Genomic DNA, 15,945 nt, shown 5'->3' with positions numbered 1-15,945 from the left:
TCTTAAGCGAAAGTACGTCATTTCGATTTAATAAACAAAAGGGAGTAAATAGCACTCAATATACAATAACAAATTCCTATCGCGCTTTTTTTACTGAAAAAAAATGCTGTTATTTGCACCACAAAAAAGAGGGGTGTCCGAGTGGTTGAAGGAGCAAGCCTGGAAAGTTTGTATGTGGGTAACTGCATCGTGGGTTCGAATCCCATCTCCTCTGCATCAATGCGTTTTCGTCAGGAAACGCATTTTTTATTTCCAAAACTGTCTTGAGAATTACTGCATTTCGCCACGAAGAGACGTTTCAAAAATAGTTTTAAAAACAGCCGGCGCTACATTTTGTCCCAACAAATACATCAGTTTTGTAATGGCAGCTTCTGTAGTAATGTCTTTTCCGGAAATTACGCCTATTTTCTTCAACTGTGAACTGGTTTCATATTGTCCCATATTGACACTCCCACCGGAACATTGGGTAACATTGATGATGTGCAATCCGTTCTTAATGGCTTTTTTCAAGGTTTGTATAAACCATTCTTCTGTTGGCGCATTGCCCGAGCCATAGGTTTCAAGTATTATTCCTTTTAAATTTGGGATGGAAAATAGTGCAGACAAAACAGATTCATTAATGCCCGGGAACATTTTTACAATCACCACATTGCCATCTAACTTTTTATGAACTACTAATTTTTTGGCAGATTGTTTTGGCAAAACCAAATTATAATTAACATTCAAATGAACGCCTGATTCTGCCAACTCTTGAAAATTGGGCGAAGCAAACGCTTTAAAATGTTCCGCATTTATTTTGGTGGTTCGGTTTCCGCGGTATAATTTGTATTCAAAATACAAGCAGACCTCATGTATTACTGATTTCCCTTTTTGTTGCAACGATGCAATTTGTATCGCCGTAATCAGGTTTTCTTTGGCGTCAGTTCTTAAATCCCCAATTGGCAATTGCGAGCCCGTAAATACAACCGGTTTGCTTAAATTTTCCAACATAAAACTCAATGCCGAAGCCGAATACGACATCGTATCGGAACCATGAAGCACTACAAATCCGTCAAAGTTGGCGTAATTGCTTTCTATGATTTCTGCAATTTCAATCCACTTTTCAGGATTTATATTCGAAGAATCGATCGGTTTTTTAAAGGAAATCGTTTCAATATTGCAATCCAAATGTTTGAGTTCCGGAATTTTCTGCAATAGCTTTTTAAAGTTGAATGCTTTCAAAACACCAGTTTCAAAATCTTTTATCATACCAATAGTTCCACCAGTATAAATTAAAAGTATGTTGGGTTTAGTTTGCATTCAAATATTTTGATTTATTCACTACAGGATTGGCATACATGGCTAAAAAGCTTTCTACCATTTGCGGATTGTTTTCGTCTATTCGCATTTCCAAACGTCTTTCAAACAATGACTTTTCGTTTTCTGTGTAGAAGTTGCTATAGGTATTGGATTTGTTCAGTAAATCGTAAGCGATATAATTGGTTGGCCACAATTTGTAACTCTGCAAAATAGAGTCGTCAATAGTTTGTGCCAAAGCCTGAACCTGTTTGTTATTATTGTCAAATTCTTGTGCAATTTTATCTAATTCGGTATCCAAAATATCACCAACATGAATGTGGATGTGCTTCTTTTGACCAATGATTCCGCTTAAGAGCGTAATGAAATCTTCATTTTTTTCTTTGATGTAAATCTCGTCATTGGCTTCAGCAATGAGCTGCGGCATTTTCAAAGCATCAGTTGGATCATATTCATACGAAATCGAAACCGGAACAATTTTTATCTTCTTAAAATAGTCGATTAAATTAGCTTCATCTGAACCCATTGCCAACATTTTTAAAACGCCCGAATGTGTTGCATCGTTACCATCTTTTGTTCGTCCTTCGCGTTGTGCAATCCAAACCGAACGATTTTCACGGAGCAATAATTGTCCAATATATTCCGACATTAATTTTGAACTTTCCAGCAATTCTCTTGGTGGCAAACCACGTTGTACTAAAAAGTTTCTGTTGAGTTTTGACAGCGTTTTTATAAATGATTTTTTAACCAAATTATCACCAATAGCTGAGGCTGTCATCACTAATCCGTGATCAAATAGCGCAACATTCAGCAATGAAGTATCTAAAATAATATCTCTGTGATTTGAAATAAAAAGATAAGACGTATTAGGTTCTAATTTTTCAAAACCAGAAGTTGTTAATCCTTCCGAGCTTTTTTCTAATACTTTTTGAATGGACTGATAGATAAAATTGCATTGGAAATCGCGTATCGAATGTGTTTTTTTGAGTTGATTTTTCCAAACTTCTTCTTCCACATCAGGGAAAGTAAAGCTCATCAACGCCTTCATCATCGGATGATTTACAGCCGAGTGAATGGCTTCATTGACTTCGGTATCATAAAACGGTCGAATCGGATCAAATCTTTGCATCTTGGCTTACAATTTAGCAGGAACAAATGAACAAAAAAAAAGTCAATTTTTGCTAGATTTTGGGTTAAATCCCAAAAACTTGTTTAGAATTTTCGGTTGTAATCCGGGCAATTTCTTCTATTGGCAATTCATATATGGATGCTAATTTTTCGGCTACCAATTTGGTATAACTGCTTTCGTTTCGTTTGCCGCGAAATGGAACCGGCGCTAAATAAGGTGAATCGGTTTCGAGAACGATGTGTTTCAAATCGATATCGTTTAAAAATTGATCAATCTTTCCGTTTTTAAACGTGGCGACTCCACCTATTCCCAATTTCATATTCAAATTGATTGCTCTTTTGGCCTGACCGAAATCGCCGGCAAAGCAATGGAAAATTCCAAATAAATCGGTCGCTTTTTCGCTGTCTAAAACTTCAAAAACCTCATCAAAAGCCTCACGACAATGGATGTTTATAGCTAATTTATATTTTTTGGCTAGTCTAATTTGATGTTTAAAAGCTTCCTGTTGAATTTTCAAAGTGGTTTTGTCCCAATACATATCAACTCCGATTTCGCCAATCGCATAAAACTTTCTTTTTGCCAATTGGGTTTCTACGTGAGCTAATTCTTCTTTATAGGTTTCAGGCTTTACATAGCAAGGATGCAAACCCATCATCAGAAAAATATTTTGAGGAAATTGGTTCTCTAAATCATACATTTTTTGGGTATAACCGGAATCAATCGACGGAACAAAAAAGCGGGAAACTCCGGCATCAATGGCACGTTGAATCATTTCGGTTCTGTCGTTTTGAAATTCTTCAGAATAAAGATGTGTATGTGTATCGGTTAAAATCATTGGGTAAAAGCACTAAGGTTCTAAGGCGCTAAGGTACTAAGTTTCTACAGATTTTTATGGTGTTGAATTTTTAGATTACATTTGAAATTCATTTAATTATATGAAACATCTTCAGGACTTACTTAAAAAAGAAAAATACAAGAAAATAAATTTTAAAGTTTCAAAAACCCAGCATTTGTTGGTTAAAGCTACTATTAATAAAATTTCTGGAAATTTTATTTTAGATACCGGAGCCAGCAATAGTTGTGTTGGTTTTGAAAGTATTGACCGTTTTAATCTCAAAGCAGGAAAATCAAAAACCAAAGCTTCGGGCGCGGGCGCAACCGGAATGTTTACACAATTGGCAAAAAACAATTCGCTCCAAATTGGTCGTTGGAAAACTGCCGAGTTACATTTAGTTATTTTTGATTTGTCACATGTCAATGAGGCGCTGCAACAATACAAGGCCAAACCGGTTCATGGCATTATTGGTGCGGATATTTTATTGGAAGGGAAAGCGATTATTGATTATTATAATCATTGCCTGTACCTGAAGTAAAATGTTTCTTCATCGAATAAAAAGCGATAACCGTACTCAATAACATCAAAAATCCTCCTAAAAGAAATGGTGCTCCGGGTAATTGAAAAGGTGCTTCTTTATGTGTAAAAAAGTAGAACGTATTAGTCATCATTGGTGGTCCAATAATAGCTGAAGCACTCATCAAACTTGCTAAGGTTCCCTGAATTTCGCCTTGTTCATTCGCTGGTATATGACCTGATATTTCTGATTGCAAAGCTGGTCCCGCAATTCCACCAAGACAATACGGAATCAAAAACACAAACATCATCCAGCTTTGTGTCGCAAAAGCAAAAAGTAACATTCCGGCTGTATATAAGCCTAAACCAATATAAATACTTTTTTGGTTTCCCAATCTCGGGCTTGTCCAACGAATTAATCCACCTTGCACGAGGCCAACTAAAAGTCCGACTACTCCAAGTGAAATTCCAACCATTTTTTCATCCCAATTGAAACGGTACATTGTAAAGAAACTCCAGTTACTGTGAACCGCGTGTGAACCAACATACAAAAGAAAAATGGCTAATATCAAACCAATTAATGACGGATATTTTTTTAATCTTGTCAAAGCCGTAATTGGATTGGCGCGTTTCCATTCAAATTCTCTTCTGTTCTTTTTCGATAAAGACTCTGGTAAAATAAAATAGCCATAAAGGAAATTCAGCATACACAAAATCGCAGCGGCATAAAACGGAACTCTCGAACCAAACTGTCCTAACAAACCTCCAATAACCGGCCCAATTATAAAGCCCAATCCAAACGCTGCACCAATCATTCCGAAGTTCTTCGCTCTGTTTTCTGGTGTGCTTACATCGGCAATATAGGCTGAAGCCGTTGTAATACTGGCGCCTGTTAAACCTGCAATAATTCTTCCAATAAACAGCCAGGTAATTGTTGGTGAAAAAGCAAGCAGAAGATAATCCAACGCAAAGGCAAAAAGCGAAATTAAGATAATTGGTCGTCGTCCAAACTTATCGCTCAGGTTTCCAATTAATGGTGCGCAAACAAACTGTGTAATCGCATAGGCAAAAGTCAGCCAACCACCATATTTTGCAGCTTCGCTAATATCACCGTTAATGAGTTCTGCTATCAGCTTTGGGATTACCGGAATAATAATTCCCCAGCCTGTAATATCGATAAGCATTGTGATAAAGATAAATCCGATGGCCGCCGGCTTTTGGCTTTTTTTCATAGCATATAAATGAAAAACAAATAAACGAAAAATCCCAAACTCTTTACGAATTTGGGATAGTTAAGTTGGAAATTAATTATTATTCTTTAATCACTTTTAAAGTTTTAACCACATCGTCAGCAGTAACTTTAACCAAATAGGTTCCTGGTGATAAGTTGGAAACATCGATAGTACCTTCATTATAATTTAGGTTTTTTGCAAGTACTTCCTGACCTAAGAAGTTATACATCGAGACTGCGTTGATTTTTGTACTTCCGGCAATAGTTAGAACCTCTTTTACCGGATTTGGATATAGTACAACATGCTGCAAATCGAAATCGGATGTTCCTAAAGTCGTTTGAACACTTATTACATTTCTGAAAACAGGTCCCCATCCATTTACGTTGTCTCTTATGCGTATATTAAAGACATGCAGCCCTACAGGTGGTAATACAATTCCTGTTTTTGAGAGTTGTTCAAAGGCACTGTTGAAATTTCCGTCGGTTGCTAAAACCGGAGTCCCCAATCCATATCCGGGATCGGTATCCCAAAAATATTCTGCTTGTAGTACAGTTGACTGAGCAGAACAAAGCGTTATCGTTAAAAAAGCTACTAGTGTATATATATTTTTTTTCATCATAAGAATTTTAAAATTATTTAGAATAACCTGAACCCGTAACATTCAAAGTACTAGTATTTAGTATGGCTCTTGGAGTAACTAAATAGTTAATTTGAGGCATGGCTCCTGAATCTGATGGAAAATAATTTGCCCAGCTATTCGAACCTCCGTAATGTCCTGCATCATTTCTTGTTAAATCTAAATCGGTATAGGTGACAGCAGGGCTTCCTGCATTTACATTACCTCCTGTTACGGTGTAGGCTGCAGCATTAAAATTCATATTAACAGCCCCTGAATTGTTGTTTTGCGTCATAGTTCCTTCGGTTACAAATGCATTGGTGAATACATTGTAGGTAGCGGCTACAGTAGAATTCCCTCCGTTGTAAATACAAGTATTGGTTTGACCTACTACAAAAGAAACCGCATTGTTCATAATTGTAATGTTTCCTGTAGTAATGGAATTAGCTAAGTCGATGTGTATCGGTGCCAAATCCCCTGCGTTAGGATTATAAACAGTATTGTTGGTAATTTCATTAGCACTAGCCGTTTTTATCCTATAGACATTTATAGAGGAAACAAAATTGTTGCTAAACTTAAATGGATAGTCGTTTTGAAAGTTGGTAATGCCAGAATCAGTTGCATTTCCTATAATTTCAACAGCTTCCGTTGCAAGATTGGTATCCGGACTTACAGCATAAGCATTAATTAATAGTGCTTTATTTCCGGTGCATCTGCCGTGCGAAAAATAAACGCTTCCCGTAACAATGCATCCAGACATGTTTAGTGTAGTATTAGGTTGCGTAGTATCGACACTATTTAAAAAACTGTTGAGCAGGTTTACGGTAGTTCTTCCGCCAGTAGTTGCGCCGGAAACGCTTACACCATAAATAGTGAAATTTCCGGAACTTAAATTGCTTATTGTAACCACTCTTCCCACAGCTGGGGTAATGGTTATAGTCCCTTGTATAAAATATTTGTTGTAAATGGTTTCCGACACAAATGTAAGTGACTTGTTGATGGTGAGGTTTTCAACATAAGCTGCACCGCTTGTTTTTGGTTGAATGATAATCCGATCTCCATTAGCGGCAGCTGTAATGGCGGCGCTTACAGAGGAATAAGCTCCTCCGGCTCCTAAATTCCTAACATACAAATCGGCAGCAGAAACCAATGAGGTAAACAGGCTGGTTAACGTAATAAACAGTAATTTTTTTTTCATTTTTAAAATATTAAATTTTCTACTCGTAAAGCTTTTCGGTTCCGCTTATTTTTTGGAACAAAATCGCCAAATATATAATAACTTTGATTATAAATAAAAATCCCAAACGTCCTATTTTTGGTGTATTGTTTGGGATTTTTAGTACTCTTTTGGATATCAGTTTTTTAGTAACAAACAGAATGATTGAACTAGTGATTATTTCTCCAGTTTTAACCAAAAGAAGTCGTTCCATCCTTCAATTAATCGCGTTGGATCGGTGTTTTTGGTTCTGTCTTGTTCCGGAATTTGAACGATTCTTTTATCCTTTACGTCAAACTTGTAGATTCTAGGTTTGGCTTCACCTTCAATAGTAAGTTCAACTTTGTAAGCACCATCTGCTAGGTCTGCAAATTTAATTTCGCCCGGTTTGTCCACTCTTTTAAATGCACACGAAACCTCATTCCATTTGGCTTGTTGTACCTGAGCTGTACTTGGTCCGTTACCATAATTTTGAGCAAACAATTTGTTGTCTTTAAACATCTTCACACTCCACTTTACACTCTTAGTGGTCTTGGCGCTGTTAGCAGGATTTGGCTTAAACTCTTCGTGGGTGATGTAATATCCAAATACCAAATTACCGGTATCGGCATATTGCATGTAGGCAAAATTATTCCATGGACCACGAGTAACGTACATTTCATTCATTGTGGCGTAAGGATCATTGTTGATTAGTTTTACCAATTCAAAATCGAATGAATAAAACATTTTATCACCGGCATAAAAATCCAATCTGTAGTTTCCCGGTCCCCATTGCGTAATAAAAGATTCTCCATGTCCTACCCATTCACCATCACGTTGGTAACGGCTGCTTGGCTCATTGAACTTGGTCTTTTTACCATCGTCAAAAACTTGGTCTCCGGCATATTCAAAATAGTTCATGTATTGGTTGTCTTTGAACACCTTGATTCTTAAATACTCCGACTGATCCGCAAAGGGATGAACTGTTCTTCCGTCAACCGTTTTATTCGGAATAAAAGTTGCCGTATAACTATTAATCGTTCCGGCTGTTGTACCATAAAGAAGTGAATTGAAAGTGATGGCCGGGGTTTGTTTAAATGTAGTCCAATCCAGTTTCAATCCGGCCGAACCACTACTCCCTTTTCTTTTTTTGTCAACTTTGCCGATGACTTCTTTTCCTTTTTCCACTACCTCCGAGGCTTGAGAAGCTTGATTTTTTGCTTTAACAATTTTGTTCAATAATTGTGCGTTGGTATTACTAAAAGATAATAGTAACAATCCAACAAGTAAGACATGTTTTTTCATTTGTTTATTGTATTACAGTTAAGCGTAAACCATCATATAATGGATTTACACTGCAATGATAAATCAAAGAAAAACACCAATTTTGACCAATGAATATCCGTTAAGGTTTGGAATAAATTCGTTGGGATTTAGAGGAAATTCGTTTTTGGATAATTTATACCTGAAGATTTTCCAGCAAAATCAGGAACTCTTCTTTTTTACGAACCGAAAGTGGAATAGCGATTTTGTTTTTCATCACAATGGTATTGCCACCTTCTGATTTGATAAAATGGTCAAAGTAGGCCATGTTTATGAGATGCGACTGATGCGTTCTGAAAAAATTATACGGCGTGAGTAAAGTTTCGTACTCTTTGAGGTTAGTAGATACGATGAGTTTCGGGGCGTTGATAAAGTGAAAAGTCGTATAGTTTTTATCAGACTCACAGTTTACAATATCCTGAATATTGACCGAATAAATCCTGTCGGCTGTTTTCAGTATAAGCTTCTGAAGGTTTTTAGGTCGCTCCAGATTGGTGAACAAATTGTTGAGTTTCATTTCAAACACCTCTTTGTTAAGCGAATCCTCGGCTTTTTTTACGGCTTCAACCAAATCATTGGCATCCAACGGTTTTAAGAGATAATCAATAGCCGAAAAACGAAATGCCTTGATGGCAAAATCTTCGTAACCTGTTATAAAAATGACCTTAAAATTAATCGGCGCCAATTTCTGAAGCATGTCAAAACCAGTACCATCGGGCATTTCTACATCCAGAAAAACCAAATCGGGTGACAACTGTTTGACTATCTTCGCACCCGATTCTACTGAATCGGCCTGGCCAATGACAGCTATGCTAGGACAACTCGATTTAATAATCGCTATATTCTTCTTTCTTATATTTTCAATATCGTCAATGACTACCGCTCGCAACATAGGATTTTAGTTTTCGTAAATATAAGGGATTTCAAAACTAACTTTGGCACCAACAACATTCTCATTGTTGTCTTTTATATTATCCGCCTGAACCACAAAATCCTGGTTTTTGGTATAGCTGACCAAGCGTTCTTTGGTGATGGTCATGGCCAATGATTTATGGCTGGTTGATTTTTGTGCCGCATCGAATCCTTTGCCGTTGTCGGTCACTTCAAAAAATAATTTGCTTTCCCTGAGATAAAAGTGAATGTTGATTTTTCCGTTTTCTGAAGTATTGCTCAAACCGTGCTTGATGGCATTTTCAATAAAAGGCTGCGTCAGCATGGGCGGCAAAAAGATAGCTTCCTGATTAATCTCTTTTTCAATGGTAATGTTGAAACTGAACTTGTTATCGTATAGAAGCTGCTGAATTGAAAGATAATTTTTAGTCATCTCAACTTCTTCTTCCAGCGAAATATAATTTTCGTTGGAATTCTCCAGGATTTGTCGGGTTAGTTTTGAGAACTTGGTCAGATAATTTACAGCTTCCTCATCTTTGTTGCTGTGAATCAATCCCTGAATGTTATCGATAGAATTAAAAATAAAATGCGGGTTCATTTGGGTAACCAAAAGCTTTTGTTTGATTTGCTCTTTTTCCAGAACAGTAATTGCCTGCTTTTGTTTGTTGTTCCGGTAATAAAAATAACCGCCGAGCAAAACCAGTAACAAAATCGCTGAAAGCCCGATAAGCCAATTGTTTTTAACTGCAGTTTCTTTTTGGTTGAGAAGCTTTGAGTTTAATTCCTTCTTTTCAAAATCGTATTTAAGCTGTTGCTCTTTTAGGGTATTGCGTGAGTCGCTAACTTTTATCGAATCCTGAAAAGTTTTATACAATTCAAACATTGATAAAGCCTTCTCATAATTTTTAGTGTCTTTATAAAGTGCGTTTAAATACCTTACGGCATACATCTGCATATTTAAATCATTGAGTTTTTTACCGATTGTATTGGCTTGAGTTAAATAGCTTTCTGCCTCAGCATATTTTTTTTCGGCTATACATAATTCTCCTATACTGATGTATAAATTTGCTTTGTACAATTCGGGTTGCGGAAGATTTAAAGCCTCCTGATATTTTTGGTAGGCAATGTCATTTTCACCACGCTGGTAATGAATCCGTCCTATTTTGTCCAAAACGGTACTCATTAATGAGGTGTATCCGATTTGTTTTGCCTGCGTCATTGCTTTATTGAAATATTGTTCCGCTATATCATATTTTTGATTGTTAAAATATCCGTGCCCAATGGTATGATTTAACTCGGCTTGGGTACCAATATCTTCCATAGTCGGTTTTTTAATTGACTCAAAATAAGCCAGTGCTTTTTTATTCAAGGCAATAGCTTCGGCATCTTTTTTTTGATCTTTATAAACTGCAGCTATCGACATTTGGGCGTAGGCAATTCCGTCTTTATCCTTAATCTGTTCAAAATATTTAAGCCCTTTGTAATAACACTCTACAGCTTCGGGAGTTCGTCCCATCCTTCTCAGGAAAATTCCTTTGCCTACGATTGCGTCTGCCATTTGGGAAATGTCTTTGACTTCCGAAAAAATCTGAATTCCCTTATCAAGCAATTGCATCGCAGCATCGTTATTTGTATAAAATGTGATTTCGGATTTATTGACATAATATTTACCCAATGCCTTTTTCCAAAATAATTTTCCTTTTTCTGAAGTAGATTCTTTGGCCAGATTTTTATCTGCCAGAACCTTGATTTGCCCCAAATAATAATCAAATTCTTTTTCATCGGGGGGCAGATTTACCAATAAACGGTAAACCGTCTTTACTCGAAGGGTATCTTGTTTGGAATTCTTGAAGGCAATTTTAAGCGAGTCAATATTGTCCTGCGCATAAGCATTTGAAAAGAGAAATAAAAAAGCAATGAAAGCGGTGATTCGGGCAAATTTATGCATGGGATAAAATTTCGATTGTGACATTATGATTATAAAACACGTGGCTAAAATTAAGTAATAAAAAAAAACTTTTATACAAAAAAACACTTTCAGATTTTGGTGTATTTTGGACTATTCCATTTTATTACTCAAAAAAAAATCCCACTCAGAAAACTAAGGGGATTTTATTTATATCGACTCTATTTTAAAGTTCCAATGCTCTCTTAACATTGTTATCCATTAATAATTCTTCCGGTTTTTCTAGTGCTTCTTTCACAGCCACTAAGAACCCAACAGACTCACGTCCATCAATGATTCTGTGGTCATAGGACAAAGCTACAAACATTACCGGTGCGATAACGATTTGTCCATTTTTTACAATCGCTCTTTCTACCACATTGTGCATTCCAAGAATTCCTGATTGTGGTGGATTGATGATTGGCGTACTCAACATACTTCCGAAAACGCCTCCGTTTGAAATGGTGAATGTTCCGCCAGTCATTTCATCAACCGTGATTTGACCGTCTCTGGCACGAATAGCTAATCTTTTGATTTCAGCTTCAACACCACGGAAAGATAATAATTCTGCATTTCGCATTACCGGAACCATTAATCCTTTTGGGCCAGAAACCGCAACAGAAATATCACAGAAATTGTATGAGATTTTCTCTTGTCCGTCAATCATTGAGTTAACATCAGGATATAATTGTAAAGCACGAGTAACTGCTTTTGTAAAGAACGACATAAAGCCCAATCCTAAACCGTGTTTGGTTTTGAATTCTTCTTTGTATTGTTCACGCAAAGCGTAGATTGCAGTCATATCCACTTCGTTGAACGTAGTCAACATAGCTGTTTCGTTTTTCGCAGAAACCAATCTTTCAGCTACTTTACGACGCAACATGGATAATTTTGTTCTTTCTGAACCACGGTTTCCACCTGTTGGCGTTCCCATGGATGGCACAGCATTTACCGCATCATCTTTGGTAATTCTTCCCTCTCTTCCGGTTCCGATTACATCTGAAGGCTGAATGCTTTTCTCGTCTAATATTTTTTTTGCAGCCGGCGATGGAGCCTGAGCAGCATATGTTTTAGTGGCTACTGGTGCAGCAACTTTTACTTCTTCTTTTTTAGGTGCTTCAGCAACCACAGGTGCAGCTTTAACCTCTGCCGCAACTGGAGCAGAACCACTTGGTTTTGCCGCACTGGTATCAATTAAGCAAACGACAGAACCAACTGCAACGGCATCGCCTTCTTCTGCTTTAAGTGTGATAATTCCACTTGCTTCAGCTGGTAATTCCAAAGTAGCTTTGTCCGAATCAACCTCAGCAATGGCTTGGTCTTTTTCTACATAATCGCCGTCTTTTACTAACCAAGTTGCAATTTCAACTTCTTTTATCGATTCTCCCGGTGAAGGGACTTTCATTTCTAAAATCATCCTTTTATAATTTTATAGTGTTGTTTATACTTTTACTAGCCCCGATGGAAGCAAGCTACCATGTAGCGCGGACAGCGGGATTAGCTCCTAATTAATCTTTTTTGTAAAATCTTTTTCAACGAAATAGCTGTCATCGAAGAACATTCCATCAATTAAAACTGCTATTTTATCGGAATTTTCATTTTTCAATTTAGTATATTTTTCCATTCCTTTTTGGATAAGGTCTTTTATTTCAACCTCTTCACTCTTTAACTCTTCGTCATTGGCTATGTAACGTTCACCTTTTTCAATTGATTTGAAAATTCTTTTTTTATACCTGTCGTAATTATCGAGCTCTTTATTAAAAACCACTAATTCGACTCCGGCTTTAAAGGCTCCCATTTTGGGTCTTGCGTCAATAATATAAACCTTTCCTGCTTCTAAATTAGCATCAACAAAATCAAAGTTCTCGGCTTTAGACCAAAATATATGTTTCCCCGGTTCACATTCATAAACCAAATACTTACCATAATTGAATTTTCCTAAATACTTCTCTCCATCAAAATACTTAAAGTTAATTAAAAACCCTGCAGCATCAAATCGGGTGAAGTAAACTAAAGCCTTATCTTCTTTTGGTTTATCTATTTGCTGGCCAAAGCTATAAAAGCTTGTAAATACTAACAGTAATAAAAATCTTTTCATACTGGTTTTGGATTATCTAAATAAATTTTTATCAAATACCATTCTGATAGCATCGGCATGACGTCTTCTGTCTCTGGTATGACTTCCTGCCGCCGGAGCTGAATACGCTTTAAGCGAAGCCAATCTCCATGGCACTAAATCGAAATTCATCAGCATATAGCTGTAAGCTCCCATATTCTTTGGTTCTTCCTGTGCCCAAACAAAATCGTCAGCATTTGGATAACTTTTGATTATCGCTTTCAGTTGTTCTGTTGGCAACGGGAATAATTGCTCGATACGAACCAAAGCTACATCATTTCTGCCTAAGTTTTCTCTTTCTGCAAGAATCTCGTAATAGAATTTTCCGGTACAGAAAACTACCGATTTTACTTTTTTCTTGTCAACTGAATTGTCATCAATGGTTTCCTGGAAACTGCCTTTGTACAATTCCTCACGAGTAGAAACACATAACGGATGACGTAGCAAACTTTTCGGAGTAAACACAACCAGCGGTTTACGGAATTTTGTTTTCATTTGGCGACGCAACAGGTGGAAGAAATTCGCCGGTGTTGTACAATCGGCTACATACATATTGTGACGTGCACAAAGTTGTAAATATCTTTCCATACGTGCTGAAGAGTGCTCTGCACCTTGTCCTTCGTATCCATGAGGCAACAACAGTACAATACCATTTTGGTTGTTCCATTTGTCTTCACCACACGAAATATATTGATCGATCATGATTTGGGCGCCATTGGAGAAATCCCCAAACTGTGCTTCCCAAATCGTCAATGCATTTGGATTTGTCAAAGCATAGCCGTAATCAAATCCTAAAACGCCATATTCAGAAAGGAAGGAATTGAAAATATTGAACTTCCCTTTTTTGTCTTTTAAAGTATCCAGCAGCACCACTTCTTCTTCGCTGTCTTCTACTTTTACAACGGCGTGGCGATGAGAAAATGTTCCTCTTTCAACGTCTTGTCCTGACACACGAATGTCATAACCTTCGGTCAATAATGAACCATAAGCTAAGGTTTCGGCTGTTCCCCAATCGATAGTATCGTTATCATATCCGGTTTTTCTGTCGGTAACAATTTTCGAAATTTTGCTGATGAATTTTTTATCCGATGGCAATGTCGAAACCGAAACGATGATTTCATCTAATTTCTTTTTGTCGAAAGTTGTGTCTACTTTTTTCAACATTTCATCATCAGAAACCTGAACATAGCCTTTCCATTCGTCCTGCAAAAATGGCTTGATAATCGTCAAATCTTTTTTACGTGACGCTTGCAGATTTACATCAAGATTGTCTTTGTATTCGTTCTCTATTTTTGTCACATAGGCCGCATCAATAATTCCGGCAGTGATTAATTTCTCCGAATAAATGTCTCTTGGATTTCTATGCTTTGCAATGATTTTGTATAAAACCGGCTGGGTAAAACGTGGCTCATCGCCTTCGTTGTGACCATACTTTCTGTAACCTAACAAATCGATAAATACATCACGACCAAACTGCATTCTGAAATCCAATGCAAAAAGCATCGCGTGAACAACCGCTTCGGCATCATCCGAATTGACGTGAAGTACGGGCGACAAAGTCACTTTGGCAACATCCGTACAATAGGTTGATGAACGCGCATCTAAATAATTGGTCGTAAATCCAACCTGGTTGTTGATTACAATATGAATCGTTCCACCAGTTTTGTATCCGTCAAGTTGCGCCATTTGCACAATTTCGTATACAATTCCCTGTCCCGCAACTGCGGCATCACCGTGAACGGCAATTGGCAATACTTTTGAGAAATCGTCTGGGAAATATTTGTCTTGTTTGGCACGGGTAATTCCTTCAATAACGGCTCCAACCGTTTCTAAGTGCGAAGGATTTGGTGCCAAATTGATATTGATTTTTTTGCCTGATTTTGTTTTTCGTTCCGATGTTAAACCCAAATGGTATTTAACATCACCATCGAAATATTCTTTATCATAATCTTTTCCGTCAAACTCAGAGAAGATATCCTGAGTGGCTTTGCCAAAAATATTAGCTAAGATATTCAACCTTCCACGGTGTGCCATTCCCATTACGAATTGCTCCACACCTTTTTCGGCAGCGGATTCAATAAGTGCATCTAATGCCGGGATAATGCTTTCGCCACCTTCAAGTGAGAAACGTTTTTGACCTACATATTTTGTGTGTAAAAAGTTCTCAAAAGAAACCGCCTCATTCAATTTTCCTAAGATATGTTTCTTTTGGTCGTTATCGAAGTTTGGAAGATTATCGTTGACGTTAATTCTGTCCTGAATCCATTGAATAATCTTTGGATTTCTCATGTACATATATTCGATACCAATGTGTTGGCAATACACGTTTTTAAGATGATTCAGGATTTCCTGAAGCGTAGCTGGTTTGTGTCCCAAAACTTTGGCGGCATCAAAAACCGTATTCAGATCAGCAGCTGACAAACCAAAATTTTCTATATCTAATGTTGGTGAAGAAGTTCTTCGGGTACGAACCGGATTTGTTTCTGTAAAAAGATGCCCACGAGTTCTGTATCCGTCGATTAATTTCAATACGTTAAACTCTTTCTGAAGTTTGTCTGAAACCTGTCCGTTTGCCGGAACATTGGCAGCATAATTAGCCAATTCAGCTACTGCGTTTTCTTCATTAAAAGTCGTTATTCCAAAGTCGAAGCCTTGAAAAAAAGCTCTCCAACTTGGCTCAACGCTATCTGGGTTTTGAAGGTATTGTTCGTATAAATCGGCGAAAAATTCTGTATGTGCTGCGTTTAAAAAGGAAAACCTATCCATAAAATATAATTGAATGTCCTGATTTGTATAATAAGTTTGGCAAAAGTACGATAAATGCATAATATTATTAATTATTTTAGATACT

Annotated in this window: 13 protein-coding genes and 1 tRNA gene; 2 read left to right on the top strand and 12 right to left on the bottom strand. The window is 37.1% G+C overall.

Annotated elements, in window-relative coordinates:
- Window positions 1–127: 127 nt before the first annotated feature.
- A tRNA-Ser gene (locus GS03_RS04275) sits at window positions 128–214 on the top strand.
- 56 nt (window positions 215–270) lie between these two features.
- Here the strand turns inward: GS03_RS04275 and GS03_RS04270 are convergent.
- From GS03_RS04270 to GS03_RS04260, 3 genes are all read right to left on the bottom strand, one after another.
- Window positions 271–1,299, bottom strand: coding sequence for an asparaginase (locus GS03_RS04270; RefSeq protein WP_136151332.1), 1,029 nt, complete (start codon window positions 1,297–1,299; stop codon window positions 271–273).
- Window positions 1,289–2,425 carry a 1-acyl-sn-glycerol-3-phosphate acyltransferase gene (locus GS03_RS04265; RefSeq protein ID WP_136151331.1) on the bottom strand — a complete coding sequence of 379 codons (1,137 nt, stop codon included), beginning with the start codon at window positions 2,423–2,425 and terminating at the stop codon, window positions 1,289–1,291. Before GS03_RS04265 ends, GS03_RS04270 begins: the two co-directional genes overlap by 11 nt.
- 64 nt (window positions 2,426–2,489) lie before the next feature.
- Entirely contained in the window at window positions 2,490–3,260 is a 771-nt protein-coding gene (locus GS03_RS04260; RefSeq protein WP_136151330.1) for a TatD family hydrolase, read from the bottom strand.
- Between the two features lie 100 nt (window positions 3,261–3,360).
- Between GS03_RS04260 and GS03_RS04255 the strand changes: the two genes are divergently transcribed.
- Window positions 3,361–3,798 (top strand): retropepsin-like aspartic protease, encoded by a 438-nt coding sequence (locus GS03_RS04255; RefSeq protein WP_136151329.1) that lies wholly within the window; start codon window positions 3,361–3,363, stop codon window positions 3,796–3,798.
- Here the strand turns inward: GS03_RS04255 and GS03_RS04250 are convergent.
- The 9 genes from GS03_RS04250 to GS03_RS04210 all read right to left on the bottom strand — a co-directional run bounded on the left by GS03_RS04250 (window position 3,761) and on the right by GS03_RS04210 (window position 15,860).
- Window positions 3,761–5,008 (bottom strand): TCR/Tet family MFS transporter, encoded by a 1,248-nt coding sequence (locus tag GS03_RS04250; RefSeq protein WP_136151328.1) that lies wholly within the window; start codon window positions 5,006–5,008, stop codon window positions 3,761–3,763. The two genes, GS03_RS04255 and GS03_RS04250, sit on opposite strands and share 38 nt — an antisense overlap.
- Window positions 5,009–5,087: 79 nt before the next feature.
- Window positions 5,088–5,624 carry a T9SS type A sorting domain-containing protein gene (locus GS03_RS04245; RefSeq protein ID WP_168710264.1) on the bottom strand — a complete coding sequence of 179 codons (537 nt, stop codon included), beginning with the start codon at window positions 5,622–5,624 and terminating at the stop codon, window positions 5,088–5,090.
- Window positions 5,625–5,640: 16 nt separating this feature from the next.
- Complete coding sequence (locus GS03_RS04240; RefSeq protein WP_136151326.1) at window positions 5,641–6,822, bottom strand: autotransporter outer membrane beta-barrel domain-containing protein; 1,182 nt, start codon at window positions 6,820–6,822, stop codon at window positions 5,641–5,643.
- A gap of 195 nt (window positions 6,823–7,017) precedes the next feature.
- Entirely contained in the window at window positions 7,018–8,124 is a 1,107-nt protein-coding gene (locus GS03_RS04235) for a hypothetical protein (protein ID WP_136151325.1), read from the bottom strand.
- A 154-nt stretch (window positions 8,125–8,278) separates the two neighbouring features.
- A complete protein-coding gene (locus GS03_RS04230) occupies window positions 8,279–9,034 on the bottom strand; it encodes a LytR/AlgR family response regulator transcription factor (protein ID WP_136151324.1) in 756 nt (251 codons plus the stop codon).
- 6 nt (window positions 9,035–9,040) lie between these two features.
- Window positions 9,041–10,981, bottom strand: coding sequence for a tetratricopeptide repeat-containing sensor histidine kinase (locus tag GS03_RS04225; RefSeq protein ID WP_168710263.1), 1,941 nt, complete (start codon window positions 10,979–10,981; stop codon window positions 9,041–9,043).
- 184 nt (window positions 10,982–11,165) lie between these two features.
- Window positions 11,166–12,395 (bottom strand): 2-oxoglutarate dehydrogenase complex dihydrolipoyllysine-residue succinyltransferase, encoded by a 1,230-nt coding sequence (gene odhB / locus GS03_RS04220; protein WP_136151322.1) that lies wholly within the window; start codon window positions 12,393–12,395, stop codon window positions 11,166–11,168.
- Window positions 12,396–12,482: 87 nt separating this feature from the next.
- A complete protein-coding gene (locus tag GS03_RS04215; RefSeq protein ID WP_136151321.1) occupies window positions 12,483–13,076 on the bottom strand; it encodes a hypothetical protein in 594 nt (197 codons plus the stop codon).
- Between the two features lie 12 nt (window positions 13,077–13,088).
- Window positions 13,089–15,860, bottom strand: coding sequence for a 2-oxoglutarate dehydrogenase E1 component (locus GS03_RS04210; RefSeq protein ID WP_136153057.1), 2,772 nt, complete (start codon window positions 15,858–15,860; stop codon window positions 13,089–13,091).
- Between the last annotated feature and the right edge of the window lie 85 nt (window positions 15,861–15,945).

Source organism: Flavobacterium sangjuense (genome assembly GCF_004797125.1).
GTDB classification, from domain to species: Bacteria; Bacteroidota; Bacteroidia; order Flavobacteriales; family Flavobacteriaceae; genus Flavobacterium; species Flavobacterium sangjuense.
The sequence above is the reverse complement of the archived record's forward strand: the minus strand, read 5'-3'. Positions and strand labels throughout refer to the sequence as shown.

Excerpts from the sequence above, each read along its gene's own strand:
- GS03_RS04270 (WP_136151332.1), bottom strand. The coding sequence starts at position 1,299 with ATGCAAACTAAACCCAACATACTTTTAATTTATACTGGTGGAACTATT.
- GS03_RS04265 (WP_136151331.1), bottom strand. The coding sequence starts at position 2,425 with ATGCAAAGATTTGATCCGATTCGACCGTTTTATGATACCGAAGTCAAT.
- GS03_RS04260 (WP_136151330.1), bottom strand. The coding sequence starts at position 3,260 with ATGATTTTAACCGATACACATACACATCTTTATTCTGAAGAATTTCAA.
- GS03_RS04255 (WP_136151329.1), top strand. The coding sequence starts at position 3,361 with ATGAAACATCTTCAGGACTTACTTAAAAAAGAAAAATACAAGAAAATA.
- GS03_RS04250 (WP_136151328.1), bottom strand. The coding sequence starts at position 5,008 with ATGAAAAAAAGCCAAAAGCCGGCGGCCATCGGATTTATCTTTATCACA.
- GS03_RS04245 (WP_168710264.1), bottom strand. The coding sequence starts at position 5,624 with ATGAAAAAAAATATATATACACTAGTAGCTTTTTTAACGATAACGCTT.
- GS03_RS04240 (WP_136151326.1), bottom strand. The coding sequence starts at position 6,822 with ATGAAAAAAAAATTACTGTTTATTACGTTAACCAGCCTGTTTACCTCA.
- GS03_RS04235 (WP_136151325.1), bottom strand. The coding sequence starts at position 8,124 with ATGAAAAAACATGTCTTACTTGTTGGATTGTTACTATTATCTTTTAGT.
- GS03_RS04230 (WP_136151324.1), bottom strand. The coding sequence starts at position 9,034 with ATGTTGCGAGCGGTAGTCATTGACGATATTGAAAATATAAGAAAGAAG.
- GS03_RS04225 (WP_168710263.1), bottom strand. The coding sequence starts at position 10,981 with ATGCATAAATTTGCCCGAATCACCGCTTTCATTGCTTTTTTATTTCTC.
- odhB (WP_136151322.1), bottom strand. The coding sequence starts at position 12,395 with ATGATTTTAGAAATGAAAGTCCCTTCACCGGGAGAATCGATAAAAGAA.
- GS03_RS04215 (WP_136151321.1), bottom strand. The coding sequence starts at position 13,076 with ATGAAAAGATTTTTATTACTGTTAGTATTTACAAGCTTTTATAGCTTT.
- GS03_RS04210 (WP_136153057.1), bottom strand. The coding sequence starts at position 15,860 with ATGGATAGGTTTTCCTTTTTAAACGCAGCACATACAGAATTTTTCGCC.